Source organism: Ruegeria sp. BHSB196 (genome assembly GCF_059613135.1).
Map to the genome: position 1 here is coordinate 48,802 of NZ_JBXWRY010000004.1, position 16,493 is coordinate 65,294.

At 65.0% G+C, this 16,493-nt stretch carries 19 protein-coding genes; 13 read left to right on the forward strand and 6 right to left on the reverse strand.

Going from position 1 to position 16,493, the window contains the following annotated elements; translation table 11 throughout:
* Window positions 1–45: 45 nt before the first annotated feature.
* Together AC2FNJ_RS04245 and hutC are read left to right on the forward strand one after the other, a co-directional pair.
* The gene (locus AC2FNJ_RS04245; protein WP_496762682.1) at window positions 46–1,404 is read left to right on the forward strand and encodes a formimidoylglutamate deiminase; all 1,359 of its coding nucleotides are present in this window, start codon (window positions 46–48) and stop codon (window positions 1,402–1,404) included.
* Window positions 1,405–1,451: 47 nt separating this feature from the next.
* Window positions 1,452–2,156 (forward strand): histidine utilization transcriptional repressor HutC, encoded by a 705-nt coding sequence (gene hutC, locus AC2FNJ_RS04250; protein WP_496762684.1) that lies wholly within the window; start codon window positions 1,452–1,454, stop codon window positions 2,154–2,156.
* Window positions 2,157–2,189: 33 nt separating this feature from the next.
* Here hutC and AC2FNJ_RS04255 read toward each other — a convergent pair whose 3' ends face one another.
* Together AC2FNJ_RS04255 and AC2FNJ_RS04260 are read right to left on the reverse strand one after the other, a co-directional pair.
* Window positions 2,190–2,939 carry a metallophosphoesterase family protein gene (locus AC2FNJ_RS04255; RefSeq protein WP_496762685.1) on the reverse strand — a complete coding sequence of 250 codons (750 nt, stop codon included), beginning with the start codon at window positions 2,937–2,939 and terminating at the stop codon, window positions 2,190–2,192.
* A complete protein-coding gene (locus AC2FNJ_RS04260) occupies window positions 2,911–3,927 on the reverse strand; it encodes a LysR family transcriptional regulator (RefSeq protein WP_496762687.1) in 1,017 nt (338 codons plus the stop codon). The genes AC2FNJ_RS04255 and AC2FNJ_RS04260 overlap by 29 nt, the downstream gene beginning before the upstream one ends.
* Window positions 3,928–4,022: 95 nt before the next feature.
* Here AC2FNJ_RS04260 and AC2FNJ_RS04265 point away from each other — a divergent pair, with 95 nt between their 5' ends.
* Window positions 4,023–4,409 carry a hypothetical protein gene (locus AC2FNJ_RS04265; RefSeq protein ID WP_496762689.1) on the forward strand — a complete coding sequence of 129 codons (387 nt, stop codon included), beginning with the start codon at window positions 4,023–4,025 and terminating at the stop codon, window positions 4,407–4,409.
* 78 nt (window positions 4,410–4,487) lie between these two features.
* Here AC2FNJ_RS04265 and serA read toward each other — a convergent pair whose 3' ends face one another.
* Both serA and AC2FNJ_RS04275 read right to left on the reverse strand, forming a co-directional pair.
* Window positions 4,488–6,083 carry a phosphoglycerate dehydrogenase gene (gene serA, locus AC2FNJ_RS04270; protein ID WP_496762690.1) on the reverse strand — a complete coding sequence of 532 codons (1,596 nt, stop codon included), beginning with the start codon at window positions 6,081–6,083 and terminating at the stop codon, window positions 4,488–4,490.
* A gap of 69 nt (window positions 6,084–6,152) precedes the next feature.
* Complete coding sequence (locus tag AC2FNJ_RS04275) at window positions 6,153–7,307, reverse strand: phosphoserine transaminase (RefSeq protein WP_496762691.1); 1,155 nt, start codon at window positions 7,305–7,307, stop codon at window positions 6,153–6,155.
* 282 nt (window positions 7,308–7,589) lie between these two features.
* Between AC2FNJ_RS04275 and serB the strand changes: the two genes are divergently transcribed.
* The 4 genes from serB (at window position 7,590) to AC2FNJ_RS04295 (ending at window position 9,617) form a co-directional block, all read left to right on the forward strand.
* Entirely contained in the window at window positions 7,590–8,468 is an 879-nt protein-coding gene (gene serB, locus AC2FNJ_RS04280; RefSeq protein WP_496762692.1) for a phosphoserine phosphatase SerB, read from the forward strand.
* 64 nt (window positions 8,469–8,532) lie between these two features.
* Window positions 8,533–8,862 (forward strand): ArsR/SmtB family transcription factor, encoded by a 330-nt coding sequence (locus tag AC2FNJ_RS04285; protein ID WP_496762694.1) that lies wholly within the window; start codon window positions 8,533–8,535, stop codon window positions 8,860–8,862.
* Window positions 8,850–9,278 (forward strand): SRPBCC family protein, encoded by a 429-nt coding sequence (locus AC2FNJ_RS04290; protein WP_496762696.1) that lies wholly within the window; start codon window positions 8,850–8,852, stop codon window positions 9,276–9,278. The genes AC2FNJ_RS04285 and AC2FNJ_RS04290 overlap by 13 nt, the downstream gene beginning before the upstream one ends.
* 24 nt (window positions 9,279–9,302) lie before the next feature.
* Window positions 9,303–9,617, forward strand: coding sequence for a YciI family protein (locus AC2FNJ_RS04295; protein ID WP_496762698.1), 315 nt, complete (start codon window positions 9,303–9,305; stop codon window positions 9,615–9,617).
* Window positions 9,618–9,632: 15 nt separating this feature from the next.
* On the opposite strand, the gene AC2FNJ_RS04300 is transcribed toward AC2FNJ_RS04295, so the two are convergent.
* On the reverse strand, window positions 9,633–10,628 hold the full coding sequence (locus tag AC2FNJ_RS04300; RefSeq protein WP_496762700.1) for an asparaginase: 996 nt from the start codon (window positions 10,626–10,628) through the stop codon (window positions 9,633–9,635).
* 176 nt (window positions 10,629–10,804) lie between these two features.
* Here AC2FNJ_RS04300 and AC2FNJ_RS04305 point away from each other — a divergent pair, with 176 nt between their 5' ends.
* The 6 genes from AC2FNJ_RS04305 (at window position 10,805) to AC2FNJ_RS04330 (ending at window position 15,211) form a co-directional block, all read left to right on the forward strand.
* Complete coding sequence (locus AC2FNJ_RS04305; protein ID WP_496762701.1) at window positions 10,805–11,341, forward strand: invasion associated locus B family protein; 537 nt, start codon at window positions 10,805–10,807, stop codon at window positions 11,339–11,341.
* 91 nt (window positions 11,342–11,432) lie between these two features.
* Window positions 11,433–12,455, forward strand: a complete 1,023-nt coding sequence (locus tag AC2FNJ_RS04310; RefSeq protein ID WP_496762703.1) for a trans-3-hydroxy-L-proline dehydratase — start codon at window positions 11,433–11,435, stop codon at window positions 12,453–12,455.
* Window positions 12,456–12,551: 96 nt separating this feature from the next.
* The gene (locus tag AC2FNJ_RS04315; protein WP_496762704.1) at window positions 12,552–12,929 is read left to right on the forward strand and encodes a lysozyme inhibitor LprI family protein; all 378 of its coding nucleotides are present in this window, start codon (window positions 12,552–12,554) and stop codon (window positions 12,927–12,929) included.
* Between the two features lie 87 nt (window positions 12,930–13,016).
* On the forward strand, window positions 13,017–14,216 hold the full coding sequence (gene rlmN, locus AC2FNJ_RS04320) for a dual-specificity RNA methyltransferase RlmN (protein WP_496762706.1): 1,200 nt from the start codon (window positions 13,017–13,019) through the stop codon (window positions 14,214–14,216).
* Window positions 14,217–14,218: 2 nt separating this feature from the next.
* Window positions 14,219–14,728 carry a CAP domain-containing protein gene (locus AC2FNJ_RS04325; protein ID WP_496762708.1) on the forward strand — a complete coding sequence of 170 codons (510 nt, stop codon included), beginning with the start codon at window positions 14,219–14,221 and terminating at the stop codon, window positions 14,726–14,728.
* Between the two features lie 99 nt (window positions 14,729–14,827).
* Window positions 14,828–15,211, forward strand: a complete 384-nt coding sequence (locus AC2FNJ_RS04330) for a hypothetical protein (protein ID WP_496762710.1) — start codon at window positions 14,828–14,830, stop codon at window positions 15,209–15,211.
* Window positions 15,212–15,219: 8 nt separating this feature from the next.
* Here AC2FNJ_RS04330 and AC2FNJ_RS04335 read toward each other — a convergent pair whose 3' ends face one another.
* Entirely contained in the window at window positions 15,220–16,308 is a 1,089-nt protein-coding gene (locus AC2FNJ_RS04335; protein ID WP_496762711.1) for a cystathionine gamma-lyase, read from the reverse strand.
* Window positions 16,309–16,493: the final 185 nt, after the last annotated feature.

The following is a 16,493-nucleotide window of genomic DNA, read 5'->3' on the forward strand; positions in this document are numbered from 1 at the left end:
ACGTATACGGGTATAAAATTAAAGTCTACACAAAATGAGTGCGCCATGGGACTCCACGCCAAAACGGCCTTGTTAGGCTCTGATTGGGCCTCCGACGTACGGATCGAGATTGCCGATGGCCGGATCGACTCCATCGAGGCGGGCGTTGCGCCCACCCCCGGTGACACGCGGGTGGACACGCTTCTGCCGGCGCTGGCCAATCTGCACAGCCACGCATTCCAGCGCGCCATGGCCGGCATGACCGAACAGCGCATGGCGGGAAAGGAAAGCTTCTGGACCTGGCGGACGCTGATGTACCGGTTTCTGGACCGTCTGACGCCTGAACAGGTCGAGGCCATCGCCGCCCTGGTCTTCATGGAGATGCAGGAGGCCGGTTACGCCTCGGTGGGCGAGTTTCACTACGTCCACCATCAGCCGGGCGGTCAGACCTATGAAACGCTGTCGGAACTCAGCCAGCGGATCTTTGCGGCGGCGGCGCAGACCGGCATCGGGCTTACGCATTTGCCGGTGCTGTACACCTATGGCGGCGTCCGGCAGGAACCGCTGTCGGGCGGTCAACTGCGGTTCGGCAATGGCGTGGAGCGGTTCCTGCGCCTGGTCGCGGACTGCCGCGCGGTGCCGGGGCTGAATGCCGACACCCGGATCGGCATCGCGCCGCATTCCCTGCGTGCGACCTCTCCGTCGGATCTGGCCACGGTGCTGGCGCAGACGCCGGACGGCCCGGTTCACATCCACATCTCGGAACAGCTCAGGGAAGTGGCGGATGTCGAAACCGTGCTGGGGCAGCGGCCGGTCGCTTGGCTTTTGGACAATGCGGATGTCGATGCCCGCTGGTGCCTGATCCATGCCACTCACATGACCGATGCCGAAACCGTCGGGCTGGCGCAAAGCGGTGCCGTCGCCGGGCTGTGCCCGATCACCGAGGCCAATCTGGGCGACGGCATCTTCAACGGCGCGGTCTATGTCGAAAGCGGCGGGGCCTTTGGCGTCGGGTCGGATTCGAATGTCCGGATCTCGCTGACCGAGGAACTGCGGACGCTGGAATACTCGCAACGCCTGCGCGACATGGCGCGCACGGTTCTGGTGCCGGGCGAAGGCTCGGTGGGCCACACCCTCTATACCGGGGCGGCGCGCGGCGGGGCGCAGGCCCTTGGGCGCGATGCGGGCGAGATCGCGACCGGCCGGCTGGCCGATCTGATGGCGATCGACCGGACCCATCCCGCGCTCTGCGCGCTGCGGGACGACCAGCTGCTCGACGGGCTCTGCTTTGCAGCGCCTGATACGGTCGTCACCGACCTGTGGTCGGCCGGGCGCCACATGGTCCGCGGCGGCCGCCACGTCGAACGCGATGCCATCATCGCGCGGTACCGCAGCGCGATGGCGCGGCTTCTGGCCGACGCCTGAACAGAAAACACTTGATCGGAGTCCGCAACAGACCACAGAACCAGCCGATGACCCAACCCACCGAAAACACCAGCTATCGCGACATCAAGCGCATCGTCCTGGAGCGCATCCGCTCCGGCGAGTGGCGGCCCGAGTCGCTCTTGCCGAACGAACAGGAACTGGCGGTCGAGTTTTCGTGCACCCGCACCACCGTGAACCGCGCCCTGCGGGAACTGGCCGAGGAAGGGTTCCTGGAACGGCGCCGCAAGGCCGGAACCCGGGTTCTCAGCTCGCCGCAACGGCAGGCCCGCTTCACCATCCCGCTGGTCCGGGATGAGATCGAGGCCGCCGGCGGCACCTACAGATACGCGTTGGTGTCGGCCGAGGTGCAGACCGCGCCGGAATGGCTCAGCGCGCGGCTGCGGTTGCAGGCGGGACAAGAGGTGATGCATGTGCGCTGCATGCATTACGCCAACAACACGCCGTTCCAGTACGAGGACCGCTGGATCGTGGTGCAAAGCGTGCCCGAGGTCGAACAGGCGGATTTCTCGACCATCGGACCCAATGACTGGCTGGTGCAGACGGTGCCCTTCACCAATGTCGAACTGACCTTTCTGGCCAGCCGGGCCGACACGACGCTGGCCGGATTTCTGGACGTGCCCGAGGGCGAGCCCATATTCACCGCCGAGCGGATCACCTGGCTTCAGGGCAGCCCCGTCACCTTCGCCAAGCTGTATTTCGCCGCCGGGTACCGGATGACCACGCAGATCTGACCGGCGCGGGCGGCAAACATGCAGGCGCGGATGTCACCGGACGGTCGCGCCCGGATTGCGGGCCAGTGGAACCCGGCCTTTCTCGGTCAATTGCCAGCACGCCCCGTCCTCGAATACGGCGGTTGCCAGCGGGCGGCCATATCCCGCACCGGCGTCCAGATTGACGCGGTTGCCGAAATGCTCGGCGCGTCGGCCCGGCGTGTGGCCGTGGACGACCAGCCAGGGATGTGGGCGTGGATCGTTCAGAAACTCGTGCCGGATCCAGAGCAGATCGTCCTCGGCCTGCTGCGCCAGCGGCAGGCCGGGGCGGATGCCGGCATGCACGAACAGCAGGTCGCCTTCCTGGTGATAGTTCACCAACCCCTCCAGGAACGCCACATGCTCTTGCGGCACGGCCGCGCGGGCGCGTTCGTGAACCTCGAATATGCGATCGCCCTCGCGCACATGCACGTCATACGAGGCCAGGGTTTCGACCCCGCCCAGACGTTCATGCAACCAGTTGTAGCCGATCAGCAGACGGTCGTCGTTGGCGGGATAGTCCTGCATGAACAGCGCGAACATGCGGTCGTGATTGCCCCTCAGCGTGATCCAGTCGCGCCCGGCGCGCTGGCCCGAGATCAGCATGTCCAGCACGCCCCGGCTGTCAGGGCCGCGGTCGGTGTAGTCGCCCAGGAACACGACCCGCGCCTGCGGCCCGCCATCCGCCTCGATCCGGGCCAGGGCCGCCTGCAACATGCCCCTTTGGCCATGCACGTCACCGATGGCGTAGATTGGGCGTGTCATGGGCTTCCTCCGCGCAGGTGCGGTGTTTCTGGACCACTTGATGCCGGGATGGAAGGGCCGGATCCAAATCCGCCATCAGCAGCGAAATCTGATCCCGCAACCACCGGTGCGCGGGCGTGTTGGTGGCGCGTTTGTGCCAGATCATCATCAGGTCCACCGGTCCGACATCGAACGGCGCCGCGTAGATGTCCAGCCCGACGCGCGGCGCGACCTTTTCCGCCAGCTGGTTCGGAATCAGCGCGATCAGGTCGCTTTGCGAAACCGCGTTGTAGACGCCCGAAAACACCGGCATCGTCATGGCGACCCGGCGCGTGCGTCCCAGCCTGTCCAGTGCCGCATCGCCAAGCCCTTTCAGCTTGCCCTCGGGCGAAAACAGCACGTGCTGCAGCGCGCAGAACAGGTCCAGCGGCAGCGTGTCACCGGGTTTCAGACCGTGCCGGGCGATCTCGGGGTGGTCGCGCCGCGCGATGACCACGAATTGCGAACGATGCAGCAGCCGGCTGTCGATCCAGTCGGGAAACCCGGTTCGCGGCAGGATCGCGATATCGACGCCGAACTGATCCAGCGAGCTGACATAGTTGTCGGGCACCAGATCCACCAGTTGAACCCGCATGCCCGGCGCCCGTTGCGACAGGTGATCCGCCAGGCGCGGCAACAGCAGCTCGGCGTAGAAGTCGCTCCCCGACAGCTTGAAACTGGCCTTGGACGTGGCCGGATCGAACCCGCCCGGCCCGGCCAGCAGGATTTCGGCATTCTCCAGCAGCTCGCGCAGCGGCGCCTTCAGGCTCTGCGCATAGTCGGTTGGAACCAGGCGCCGTCCTTTCCGGACGAAGATCGGATCGCCCAGCGAATGCCGTAGCCGGCCCAGGGCGGCGGAAATCGCGGGCTGCGACAGGCCGATCCGCTTGCCGGCCAGGGTGGTCGAGCCGGTTTCCAGCAAGGCGTCCAGCACCCGCAGCAGGTTCAGGTCGAAGTTTCTGAAATTCATCTGGTTAATTTCTGTAATGCCAAAAATAGATTTTTCATATCGAAAAAATCGCGGCAGCATCCTCCGAAACTGTTTGCATGACAATGGAGGGGGTCATGAGAGGACTTGCATTCTGGTTTTTCGCGATTGCGGTGGCGTCCGCGCTGTGCGGGATGATCTGGGGCATCCAGATGGCCGCCAGTCAGGATCATACCCTGTCACCCGCGCACGGGCACCTGAACCTGCTGGGCTGGGTCAGCTGCGCGATTTTCGCCTTCTACTACCATCTGGTTCCCGAAGCCGGCGAAGGCTGGCTGCCGCGGCTTCACTTCGTCCTGGCGGTCGTGTCGCTGGCGATCCTGACGCCGGGCATCGCGCTGGCCCTCGAAGGCAGGGGCGATGCGCTGGCCAAATTCGGATCGCTCTTGGCGCTGGGCTCCATGGGCGTGTTCGGGCTGGTGGTGATGCGGGCCGCCCGAGGTATGCAGGCGGCCCGGGTCTGAACTCCGGAATGCCTTGTCTCCGTGCCAGCGGATCAGGCCGGATCGCCGCCCCGCGGGGCGGCGGTCCGGTTCGGCAAATCACGCCACGTCGAATTCCAGCGGCTTGATCTGGGTGAACAGCCCGGTTTCCGCCAGCTTGGCGCGCGCTTCCGCCGGCACCGGCTCGTCCACGTAGAGCAGCGCGATGGCCTCGCCGCCGGCCGCGGACCGGCCCAGGGTGAAGTTGGCGATGTTCACCCCGTGGCTGCCCATGGTCTGGCCCAGCGCACCGATGATGCCGGGCACATCCTCGTTGGTGGTATACAGCATATGCGCGCCGATCTCGGCGTCGATGTTGATGCCCTTGATCTGGATGAAGCGCGGCTTGCCGTCCGAAAACACGGTTCCCGCGATCGAGCGCTCGCGCTTTTCGGTCACGACCGTCACCTTGATGTAGCCTTCGAACGCGCCGGATTTGTCCTGGTTCGTGGTGGAAATCTTGATCCCGCGATCCTTGGCCACGACCGGGGCCGAGACCATGTTCACCTCGGGGTTGAAACGCTTCATGATCCCCGCCACCAGCGCGCAGTTGAGCGCGGGCAGGTTCATGGTCGAGGCAACGCCGTCATAGAGAATGTTGATGGCCTTGAGCGGCTCGTCGGTCATCTGGCCGACGAAACTGCCGAGATGCCCGGCCAGCCGGATCCACGGCCCCATGATCTTGGCCTCTTCGGCGGTGACGCTGGGCATGTTCAGCGCGTTCTCGACCGCGCCGGTCAGCAGATAGTTCGAGATCTGCTCGGCCACCTGCAGCGCCACGTTCTCCTGCGCCTCGGTCGTCGCCGCGCCCAGATGCGGGGTGCAGACCACGTTGGGCAGGCCGAACAGCGGGTTTTCCCGCGCCGGTTCCTCGCTGAACACGTCAAAGGCCGCGCCCGCCACATGGCCGGATTTCAGAAGCTCGGCCAAGGCTTCCTCATCGACCAGACCGCCCCGCGCGCAGTTGATGATGCGCACGCCCTTTTTGGTCTTGGCAAGGTTCTCGCGGCTCAGGATGTTGCGGGTCTGATCGGTTAGCGGCACGTGCAGGGTGATGAAATCGGCGCGCTTGAGAAGCTCGTCAAGCTCGACCTTTTCGACCCCGATCTTGTCGGCCTTCCCTTCGCTCAGATACGGGTCATAGGCGATGACCTTCATCTTGAGGCCCTGCGCCCGGTCGCAGACGATGCCGCCGATATTGCCCGCGCCGATCACGCCCAGCGTCTTGTTGGTCAGCTCGATCCCCATGAACTTGGACTTTTCCCATTTGCCCGCGTGGGTGCTGGCACTGGCCTCGGGGATCTGCCGCGCCACGGCGAACATCATCGCGATGGCATGTTCGGCGGTGGTGATCATGTTGCCGAACGGCGTGTTCATCACGATCACGCCCTTTTTCGACGCGGCTTCCTTGTCGATATTGTCGGTGCCGATGCCGGCGCGGCCGATCACCTTCAGCCTGTCGGCCTTTTCCAGGATCTTTTCCGTCACTTTCGTGGCCGAGCGGATTGCCAGACCGTCATAGTCGCCAATGATCTCGGCCAGCTTTTCCTTGTCCTTGCCCACGTCGGGCATGAAATCCACATCGATGCCGCGGTCGCGGAAGATCTGGACGGCGGTTTCGCTCAGCTTGTCGGATACCAGTACTTTGGGGGCCATGTGCGTGGTCCTTGAATGGGTCAGAAAGGCCGGGCCGGTGGCGGCCCGGATCGTGTCAGGGGAAAGGGGTCAGGCGGCTTCGGCCTGGGCCGCGATCTCGGCCTCGAACGCCCATTTCAGCCAGGGCAGCATCGCCTGGATGTCGGACGTCTCGACCGTGCCGCCGCACCAGATGCGCAGCCCGGCCGGCGCGTCGCGATACGCGCCGATGTCGAGCGCCACGTTCTCGGCCTCCAGCCGCTTGGCCACGGCCTTGGCAAAGCTGGCGCCGTCCCGAATGCGCGGGTCGGTGAATTTCAGACAGACGCTGGTGTTCGACCGCGTGGCCGGGTCCTCGGCCAGATTGTCGATCCAGTCGTTCTGGTCGCAGAACTCAAAGATGGCCTGCGCGTTGGCATCGGCGCGGGTGATCAGGCCCTGCAGCCCGCCGACCGAGCGCGCCCAGTCCAGCGCGAACAGGTAATCCTCGACCGCCAGCATCGACGGCGTGTTGATCGTGGCGCCGGAAAAGATGCCCTCGATCAGCTTGCCGCCCTTGGTCAGGCGGAAGATCTTCGGCAGCGGCCATGCGGGGGTATGGCTTTCCAGCCGCTCGACCGCGCGGGGGCTGAGAATCAGCATGCCATGCGCGGCCTCGCCGCCCAGAACCTTCTGCCAGCTGAAGGTGGTGACATCCAGCTTGTCCCAGGGCAGGTCCATAGCAAAGGCGGCGCTGGTGGCATCGCAGATGGTCAGGCCGGCGCGGTCATCGGCGATCCAGTCGCCGTTCGGAACCCGCACGCCCGAGGTGGTGCCGTTCCACGTGAACACCACATCATTGTTGAAATCGACCGAGGCCAGATCGACGATCTGTCCATAGTCGGCGGTTTTCACCTCTGCGTCGATCTTCAATTGCTTGACCACATCCGTGACCCAGCCCGCGCCAAAGCTTTCCCAGGCCAGCATCTCGACCTTGCGTTCGCCCAGCAGCGACCACAGCGCCATTTCCACCGCGCCCGTATCCGAGGCCGGAACGATGCCGATGCGATAGTCGGCCGGAATGCCCAGCACCTCGCGCGTGCCTTCGATGGCGGCCTTCAGCTTGTCCTTGCCGATGGCGGCGCGGTGCGACCGGCCCAGCGCGGCACCGGCCAGCTTGTTCAGCGCGAATGTGGGGGGTTTGGCGCAGGGGCCCGAGGAAAAACGCGGATTGGCCGGCCGCGTTGCCGGTCGTTTGATGGTCATTGGTGTTACCCTTCCAGATATACGCCCCTCGTTGGGGAGGGGTGTCCCACCGACAGAGCTATTCCGCTGCGTTGCGGCACGCAAGCGCGAAATCGCCAAAACCCGCCGCTTCGGCGTTCAAATGCGACGCCGGCGTCCACGATCGGAAACTCGCCCGTCCGGGCGGCGGGGGCGAAACGGCTGGACTCTCCTGTCGCGCCCGGGCGAGGCGCCGTCCGGATTCACCGGCTGGCGGATTTGCTGCGCCTGCGGTATGCGCAGGAAACCAAACCGGAGTTGCCCATGTTTGTCGCCACCTTGCTGACCGATCCCGCCGCGCCATCGCTGGACCCGGCCCTGGTCGATTCGCTGCGCAATGCCTGGGGCGGCGGCGAGGCGGTCTGGCTGAGCGTGGACGAGGCGGCGGAATTCACGCTGAGCGAAATCCCCGAAAACCGCTGGACGGTCTGGGCCGACCTTCAGGCTCTGGGCGTCGATCTGGTGGTGCAGCCGGCCTCGGGACGCCGCAAGAAGATGCTGCTGGCCGACATGGACAGCACCATGATCCGGCAGGAATGCATCGACGAACTCGCGGACGAGGCCGGGGTGGGCGCCTATGTCAGGGACATCACCGCGCGGGCCATGAACGGCGAGCTGGATTTCGAGGGCGCGCTGATCGAACGGGTCGGGCTGCTGAAGGGTCTGGATGTCGCGATGATCGGCAAGGTGCTCGACGAACGCATCACGCTGATGCCGGGCGGGCGCGAACTGGTGGCGACCATGCGCGCGGCGGGCGCTTATGCGGCGCTGGTCTCGGGCGGGTTCACGGCCTTTACCGCGCGGGTGGCCGAAACCCTTGGCTTCGACGAAAACCGGGCCAATACGCTGCTGGCCGAAAACGGCGTGCTTGTCGGCGATGTTCAGCGCCCGATCCTCGGCAAGCAGGCCAAGGTCGAGGCGCTGGAACAGATCACGGCCAGGCTGGGCATCGCCGAGGCCGACGTGATCGCCGTGGGCGACGGCGCGAACGATCTGGGCATGTTGGCGCGGGCGGGCACCGGCGTGGCGCTGCACGCGAAACCTTCGGTCGCGGCGCAATGCGACGTGCGGATCAATCACGGGGATCTGACCGCGCTTTTGTACGTGCAGGGCTATTCCCGCGACGACTTCGCCGAATCCTGACCCGACCGGCGCCGTCGGAGAAGTTTCTGTTTCCATAATTTAACATCTGTGTTAAATATTGGCCATGACGAATCTTCTGGCCACCTTTTCGGCGCTTTCCGATCCGACGCGATTTTCCATCGTCGAACAGTTGATGGAGGATGGCGAACTGCCGGCCGGCGATCTGGTCGAGGGCAAGGGCATGTCGGGCGCCGCGATCTCGCGCCATCTGAAAGTGCTGCGCGAGGCCGGGCTGATCCGGCAGCGGGCCAGCGGGACGCAGCGGCTCTATTCCATCCGCCCCGAAGGTCTGCGCGCGATTGCCGAATGGACGATCTCCAAGCGGCAATTCTGGGAAACCAGCCTCGACCGTCTGGGCGAGCTTCTGGAGAAAGAGAACACATGGCCGACCTGAGACTGGAGCGTGATTTTCCCGTCCCCACCGACACCCTGTTCAGCTGGATCAGCGACGGGTCCAAGCTGTTGCAGTGGTGGGGCCCCGAGGGCGTGCATGTGCCCGAACATGACCTCGACTTCACGCGCACCGGTCCCTGGTTCTCGGTGATGGTCAACGGCGAGGGGCAACGCTTCAAGGTCTCGGGCCACGTGACCCATGTGGACCCTCCGAACTCGGTCGGGTTCACCTGGGCCTGGCACGACGACGATGACCGGCGCGGCGACGAAAGCCATGTGACCCTGACCGTCCGGGCGACCCAGACCGGCGCGCGGCTGGTGGTCGATCACCGCGACCTGGGCGACGACGAAATCAGCGCCCGCCACGAAGAGGGCTGGACATCCTGCCTGCGCAAACTCGAAGCGCAACTGACCTGAGTTTTCAGCAACGGAGGTAAGACAATGCCGGAATTCATCTTTGCCTATCACGGGGGCAAGGCCCCCGAAAGCCCGGAAGAGGGGCAAAAGGTCATGGCCGCGTGGCAGGCCTGGTTTGCCGACATGGGCGATGCGGTGGTCATCCCCGGCGCGCCGGTCGGCGCCTCCAAGACGGTCAGCGCCGGCGGCATCGCCGATGACGGCGGCGCCAACCCGATTTCCGGCTATTCCGTGGTCAAGGCCGCCGATATCGGCGCGGCCACCGAAATGGCCAAGGGCTGCCCCATGGTCGTTTCCGGCAACGGCTCGGTCGAGGTGGCCGAGGTCATGGAAATGTAGAGGCGCACCCGGCCGTCAGGGAAACCCGGCGGCCGGCTTGATCACGCCGCATTCGAACCCCCGCCGGCTGTACTGCGTCGCGTTCATGAACTTGCGCGCCGCAGGATGCTCCGGGTCCAGCACGCCGAGGCGCGCCAGAATCGCGGCCACCGCGCATTCGCTGGCGCGTGTGGTGCCGTCCGCGATCTTCAACGCCACGCCCATCCGCTTTTCCGGCAGGATCGCCACAAAGACGGCCTCGGCCCCGGTCTTGATGGCGGCCCGTCCCCCCATCGCGCGCATGAGTTCAGTGCAGGCCCGGCCTTCGCCCGCCACCAGTTCCGGGTGCTTCATCATCGCCGCGGTCAAGTCCGCCGCGGCCCGGCTCTGCCGGTCGGCGCGGTCCGCGGCCGAGGCGAACCAGGCCATCGCGCGCGCCAGACCATGCACGGTGGTCGCGAAATTCGGGGCCGAACAGCCGTCGATCCCGTAACCGGGGCTGGTCTCGTCCGTGACCTCCTCGAAGGCGGCCAGGCAGGCTTGCTGCACCGGGTGGTCGATCTCCAGATATTCCGGTCCGGCCCCCATGTGCTGGGCCACCGACAGGAACCCGGAATGCTTGCCCGAACAGTTGTTGTGCAACTGGCAGGGCGTGTCATCCGCCAGGATCAGCCCGTCGCGCGCCGCCATGTCCGAAGGTTCCTGCGGGCCGCAGCGCAGGTCTTCCTCGCCCAGACCCAGATGGTCCAGCCAGGCCGACACCCGCTCGGTATGGATCGCCGCGCCGCTGTGCGAGGCGCAGGCCAGCGCCAGATGTTCCGACCCCAGCCCGTATTTCGCCGCCGCGCCGGTGGTGATCAGCGGCAGCGCCTGGATCATCTTGGCCGAGCTTCGCGGATAGATCGTCGCGGACGGATTCCCCCAGCTCTGCACGATCTGGCCGGTGTCGTCGCAAATGACGGCATGACCCAGATGCAGGCTCTCCAGAAAGGGGCCGCGCCAAACTTCGGTCATCGGTACGGGCTGCGTCATGACGTCCTCTCTCTGACTGCGCAAATTTCTGCCAATCGCCCTTTCACCCATGGTGAAACCTGCGTTAGTGTGTGTATGTCGGCAAACGAAGGGACGCGCAACACGAGACAGGTCGCCAAGACCGGAACGCGCACCCGGGAAACTTGAGGTAGAAGTCGGGCTAGGAGGCTGGACAAATGGGATCAAAGCTCGTCCGCAATGTCGTCGCGGGCCTGTGCATGGCCGGAATGGCCACCACCGCAATCGCTCAGCAGGCGCAAAGCACCAACCGGGTCGCGGCCAAGACCGATTGGAGCGTCTTCGTCGAAGACGATCCGACCGAATGCTGGAGCGTTTCGGCGCCGAAGGAAACCGTCAACACCCGCGGCGGCCGCGTGGTGTCGGTGCGCCGCAGCGACATCCTGCTGTTCGTGTTCTTCCGGCCCAAGGCCGATGTACAAGGCCAGGTGACGTTCACCGGCGGCTATCCCTTCGCGCCCGGCTCGACCGTGAATCTGGCGGTGGATGGCAGCGAGTTCGAGCTTTTTACCGAAGGCGAATGGGCCTGGCCCGCGACCGAGGCGGATGACGCCAAGATCATCACCGCCCTGAAACGCGGCACCGAGGCGGTGCTGACCGCCCGTTCGGCGCGCGGCACCCAGACCAAGGACACATTCTCGCTGCTGGGCTTCACGGCCGCGTACGAGGACGCCGAAAAGCGCTGCGCCAACTGAGGCCCGGCCACGCGCGCGTGAATGGCCCCGCCGTTGCGGTCGGGGCCTTCTTTCTGCCATTTCTTCCGACCGGTCTTCGAAAGGACACCCCATGCGCAGCAGCAAGACCATCCACGTGATCTCGGCCCATGCCGAGGGGGAGGTCGGCGATGTGATCGTCGGCGGCGTGGCCCCGCCACCGGGTGAAACCCTGTGGGATCAGCGCAGCTTCATCGCGCGGGACCAGACATTGCGCAACTTCGTCCTGAACGAGCCGCGCGGCGGCGTCTTCCGGCATGTGAACCTGCTTGTGCCGCCGAAACATCCCGAGGCCGATGCCGCTTTCATCGTCATGGAACCCGAAGACACGCCGCCGATGTCCGGCTCGAACTCGATCTGCGTTTCCACCGTGCTGCTCGACAGCGGCATCCTCCCGATGACCGAACCTGAAACTCGTCTGACGTTGCAGGCGCCGGGCGGGCTCGTGCACGTCCGTGCCGAGTGCCGCGGCGGCAAGGCCGAGCGGATCTTCGTGCGCAACGTCGCAAGCTTTGCCGACAAGCTCGACGCGCGGATCGAAGTCGAAGGCATCGGCACTCTGCGCGTCGATACCGCGTTCGGTGGCGACAGTTTCGTGATCGTCGATGCGCAGGATCTGGGGTTTGACCTGGTTCCGGACGAGGCCGCCGACCTGGCCCGCACCGGCGCACGCATCACCGAGGCCGCCAATGCCCAATTGGGATTTCGCCACCCGGACGCCGACTGGAACCACATATCCTTCTGCCAGATCGCCGGTCCGCTGACGCGGCAAGGCGATGTCCTGACCGGCCGCAACACGGTGGCGATCAAACCCGGAAAGCTTGACCGCTCTCCCTGCGGCACGGGCGCCTCGGCGCGGATGGCCGTGCTGCTGGCCAAAGGTATCATGCAGGCGCAGGACACCTATCGCGCCCGCTCGGTCATCGACAGCGAATTCCTGTGCCGCATCGTCGAGCAGACCGAAGTGAACGGCCGGCCCGCCATCCTGCCCGAAATCGGTGGGCGGGCCTGGATCACCGGAACGCACCAGCACATGCTCGACCCCGCCGACCCCTGGCCCGGCGGCTATCGGCTCAGCGACACCTGGGGGGCGTGAGCGCCCATCAGGCGGAGCGCGGCCGCACCCGTGACACGCAGTGTTCCCGTGATAGGTTTCGACGTGCTCACCGGTTGAAACGAAGGGATATCGACAATGCGCCTGCTTTTTCCACTCCTCATGCTTCCGCTCGCCGCACAGGCCGATCCTTCGCTGGAATGCAGCGAATTCGGATCGCAGGTCGAAATCGGCGCCTGCGTCGGCGAGATGGAAGCCCGCGTCGATGCCGCCCTGGGGATCGCCGTCGAGATCGCGACCAGCGCCGCGCAGGAATTGGACGAGGTGACGGGACGGCCCGCCGCGCTGCCTGCGCTCGAAACCGCGCAGACCGCCTGGCTCGCCTATCGCGACGCGCAATGCGACGCGGTGGGGGCGAGTTATGGCGGCGGGTCCGGCACCGGCATCGCGATCACCTCGTGCCGGATCGAACTGGGCCGCGCCCGCGTCGAAGACTTGTTGCGCATGGCGCAATAGGGCGGGGCCGTCCTGCGAAATCTTTTGATCTTTGCGCGCATTCCTATATAGAGGCGCATTCGATAGCCGCAGCCCGAGTGCCCGACCATGTCCGCCAAAGCGCCGATCACCCAGGATGTCCTGACCCTCCCCCGCAATCTTCCGGCAGGGGGAAAGATCAATCTCGTGGGCCTGACCCGCGACCGCCTGCGCGACGTGCTGGTCGAACATGGCACACCCGAGAAACAGGCCCGGATGCGGGTGAACCAGATCTGGCAGTGGATCTATCAGTGGGGGGTCCGGGATTTCTCGGAGATGACCAACCTCGCCAAATCCTACCGCGCCCAGCTGGCCGAGCATTTCACCATCGAGATCCCCGAAGTCGTGACGCGCCAGGTCTCGTCCGATGGCACCCGGAAATACCTCGTCCGCATCGCCGGCGGGCACGAGGTCGAAGTGGTCTACATCCCCGAAGAAGATCGCGGCACGCTCTGCATTTCGTCTCAGGTCGGGTGCACCCTGACATGTACGTTTTGTCATACCGGTACCCAGAAACTTGTACGAAACCTCACAACCGCGGAGATCGTGGGCCAGATCATGATGGCGCGCGACGATCTGGGCGAGTGGCCGAAACCCGGCGAGCCCAAGAACGAAACCCGGCTTCTGTCCAACATCGTCCTGATGGGCATGGGCGAACCGCTCTACAATTTCGACAATGTCCGCGACGCAATGAAGATCGCGATGGATCCCGAAGGCATCTCTCTGTCACGCCGCCGCATCACCCTCAGCACCTCGGGCGTGGTCCCCGAAATCGCGCGCACGGCCGAAGAAATAGGGTGCATGCTGGCGATTTCCTTTCACGCCACGACCGATGAAACCCGCGACGTTCTGGTGCCGATCAACAAACGCTGGAACATCGAAACCCTACTTGAGGCGCTGGCGCGGTATCCCAAGGCGTCGAATTCCGAGCGGATCACCTTTGAATACGTGATGCTGGACGGGATCAACGATTCCGACGACGACGCCCACCGTCTGATCGACCATATCAAGCGGCACAAGATTCCCGCCAAGATCAACCTGATCCCGTTCAACGAATGGCCCGGCGCGCCCTACAGGCGCAGCTCGAACAACCGCATCCGCGCCTTCGCCAACATCATCTATCAGGCCGGCTATGCCTCGCCGATCCGTACGCCGCGGGGCGAGGACATCATGGCGGCCTGCGGGCAGTTGAAATCAGCGACGGAACGCGGCCGCAAGTCCAGCAAACAGATCGCCGCCGAGGTTTCGGGCGGATCCGGCGCGGCCTAGCAATGCTCCGGGTCAAGCCCGAGGCGCGACCGGAACGCGGTCACAGGCGGCTCGTGACCGCGATGCTGATGGCCGCCCTGTTGAGTTGGCCCTTCGGTGCGGATGCCTGCTCGATCGACCGGACGACCCGGACCATCGAAACCGAGGTCATCCAACTGACGAATGCCGAACGCCGCAACGCCGGGTTGGCTCCGGTCACAGCGGACCCGCGTCTGACGCAGGCGGCGCAGGCGCATTCCTGTTGGATGGCAAGGAAGGGAAAGCTGTCGCATCGGGGCGCGCGCGGGTCCGGTATCGGCGCGCGGGCAAGCCGGGCGGGGTATGAGTGGCGCAGCGTCGGCGAAAACATCGCGGCCTATCAGAGAACCGCCCGGGACGTGGTGCGCGACTGGATGAAATCACCGGGGCATCGCAAGAACATGCTCAACCCCGGATACGTGCATATCGGGATCGGCGTTGCACAGGGCAATGGCCGCAACTTCTGGACGATGGTCCTGGCGCAGCCCGGATGATCGCACGCTTTGCGCGGCCGACGAAAATAGTTCGTGAAATCGGACGGTTCCGTGGGTAGCATCCGGAACGGATGATATTGCAACACAGGGTCATTTCCCATGTCTCGACGAATTCTCCAGGCCGTTGCGCTGCTGATCGGCAATGCGATCGGCCTGCTTCTGGCCGCCGCACTGCTTCAGGGGTTTTCCATTGCTCCGCTTTCGCTGATCATCGTGGTGATCGTCTTCACCCTGGTTCAGGTCATTGCAGAACCCTTGATCACGCGGGTCAGCGAAAAGAACATCCCGGCCCTCAAGGGCGGTGTCGCGCTGATCGTGACCTTTCTGGGGCTTCTGATCACGGATTTCGTGACGACCGGTCTGACCGTCGGCGGCATCTCGAATCTGCTGGCCGCCACCTTGCTTGTCTGGCTCGGCGCGCTGATCGCGGGGATCATCCTGCCGATCTACGTGTTCAAGGAACTGCGCGAACAGAAAAAGTAGCGCCCGCGCTAGGCCAGACGGTCGAGCGTCGTCTCGATCGCATGCCAAAGCTCCTCGGCAGGTTCGCACCCCACCGACAGCCGGACAAAGGCCGGATCCACCGCATCGCCCCAGCGGATGCGCCTTTCCGCCGAACTGTGCACGCCGCCGAAGGACGTTGCGGGCCGGATCAGGGGGCATTCGTCGATGAACCGTTCCGCGTTTTCCGCGGTGTCCAATGTGAGGGACAGCAGAAACCCGAACCGCCGAGTCTGCAACCTGGCCAGTTCATGCGCCGGGTCTTGCGTCAGGCCGGAATACCGGATCCGGCGGATTGCCGGATGCGCGGCCAACCGCTCGGCCAACAGCCCAGCGGTTGCGCACATCCGTTCGAATCGAACCTCCAGCGTTTCCAGCCCGCGGTGCAGCAGCCACGCCTCGTGCGGGCCGGGGATCGCGCCCGCGGCTTTGCGCCACTCCGCGACCGAATTCATGATATCGGCATCGCGGCTGGCGACGTGGCCCATCAGCAGGTCGGAATGCCCGCCCATCGCCTTGGTGTCCGAGGCCACGACAATGTCGATGCCCAGATCCAGCGGGCGCTGCCCGAGCGGCGTCAATGTGGTGTTGTCGGCGATGGTGAGGCCACCGGCGGCGCGGACCGCATCGGCCACTGCGGCGATGTCGATCATGTCCAGCCCCGGATTGGACGGGCTTTCGACAAACACGATGTCGTACCCGTCAAAGCCGCCGTCGGCAAAACCGACCGTGGGGCGCTGTTCGACCGTCACCCCCAGCCTAGCAAGGAACCGGTCCGCCAAGAGCCGCGTGACATAGTATCCGTCCGAGGGAATCAGCACCCGATGCCCGGCCCGGACCGTGGCAAAGAGCGCGGCCGAGATTGCGGCCATGCCGGAAGGGAAAACAAGACAGGGGGCGTCCTCGATATGGGACAGCACGTGTTCCAGATGTTCCCAGGTCGGGTTGCCGACGCGGCCATAGCTGGGAAACCCCTCGGGGTCGCCCGGCAGATGGTACATGCTGCTTTGAATCAGGGGCGGCGCGACGGGATCGCCCTTGGTCAGCCCGTTGCCGCGCAGGTGGAGCATCCTGCCCATGTTCGGTTCATCCGCCCTCGGCCTTTTCATCCAGATCCGCCCTCTGCCCGTCCAGTCATCCGTTTTGCCTTAGCATCCAAATTGTGGCCGGGAAAGCGCGGCAATTGCCAAAGAGTTACCTAAAACCCGGTGCATTTCCGCCCCGTTCAACAGTTAGTTTCCAAACCAGGGTCAGCGCCACGGAG

Bases quoted from the DNA above. Each gene is read 5' to 3' on its own strand.
- AC2FNJ_RS04265 (WP_496762689.1), top strand. From the start codon at position 4,023: ATGAGAGGACTTGCATTCTGGTTTTTCGCGATTGCGGTGGCGTCCGCG.
- AC2FNJ_RS04255 (WP_496762685.1), bottom strand. From the start codon at position 2,939: ATGACACGCCCAATCTACGCCATCGGTGACGTGCATGGCCAAAGGGGC.
- AC2FNJ_RS04290 (WP_496762696.1), top strand. From the start codon at position 8,850: ATGGCCGACCTGAGACTGGAGCGTGATTTTCCCGTCCCCACCGACACC.
- serA (WP_496762690.1), bottom strand. From the start codon at position 6,083: ATGGCCCCCAAAGTACTGGTATCCGACAAGCTGAGCGAAACCGCCGTC.
- AC2FNJ_RS04260 (WP_496762687.1), bottom strand. From the start codon at position 3,927: ATGAATTTCAGAAACTTCGACCTGAACCTGCTGCGGGTGCTGGACGCC.
- AC2FNJ_RS04315 (WP_496762704.1), top strand. From the start codon at position 12,552: ATGCGCCTGCTTTTTCCACTCCTCATGCTTCCGCTCGCCGCACAGGCC.
- AC2FNJ_RS04245 (WP_496762682.1), top strand. From the start codon at position 46: ATGGGACTCCACGCCAAAACGGCCTTGTTAGGCTCTGATTGGGCCTCC.
- AC2FNJ_RS04275 (WP_496762691.1), bottom strand. From the start codon at position 7,307: ATGACCATCAAACGACCGGCAACGCGGCCGGCCAATCCGCGTTTTTCC.
- AC2FNJ_RS04330 (WP_496762710.1), top strand. From the start codon at position 14,828: ATGTCTCGACGAATTCTCCAGGCCGTTGCGCTGCTGATCGGCAATGCG.
- AC2FNJ_RS04295 (WP_496762698.1), top strand. From the start codon at position 9,303: ATGCCGGAATTCATCTTTGCCTATCACGGGGGCAAGGCCCCCGAAAGC.
- rlmN (WP_496762706.1), top strand. From the start codon at position 13,017: ATGTCCGCCAAAGCGCCGATCACCCAGGATGTCCTGACCCTCCCCCGC.
- AC2FNJ_RS04285 (WP_496762694.1), top strand. From the start codon at position 8,533: ATGACGAATCTTCTGGCCACCTTTTCGGCGCTTTCCGATCCGACGCGA.
- hutC (WP_496762684.1), top strand. From the start codon at position 1,452: ATGACCCAACCCACCGAAAACACCAGCTATCGCGACATCAAGCGCATC.
- AC2FNJ_RS04335 (WP_496762711.1), bottom strand. From the start codon at position 16,308: ATGGGCAGGATGCTCCACCTGCGCGGCAACGGGCTGACCAAGGGCGAT.
- AC2FNJ_RS04300 (WP_496762700.1), bottom strand. From the start codon at position 10,628: ATGACGCAGCCCGTACCGATGACCGAAGTTTGGCGCGGCCCCTTTCTG.
- AC2FNJ_RS04305 (WP_496762701.1), top strand. From the start codon at position 10,805: ATGGGATCAAAGCTCGTCCGCAATGTCGTCGCGGGCCTGTGCATGGCC.
- AC2FNJ_RS04310 (WP_496762703.1), top strand. From the start codon at position 11,433: ATGCGCAGCAGCAAGACCATCCACGTGATCTCGGCCCATGCCGAGGGG.
- serB (WP_496762692.1), top strand. From the start codon at position 7,590: ATGTTTGTCGCCACCTTGCTGACCGATCCCGCCGCGCCATCGCTGGAC.
- AC2FNJ_RS04325 (WP_496762708.1), top strand. From the start codon at position 14,219: ATGCTCCGGGTCAAGCCCGAGGCGCGACCGGAACGCGGTCACAGGCGG.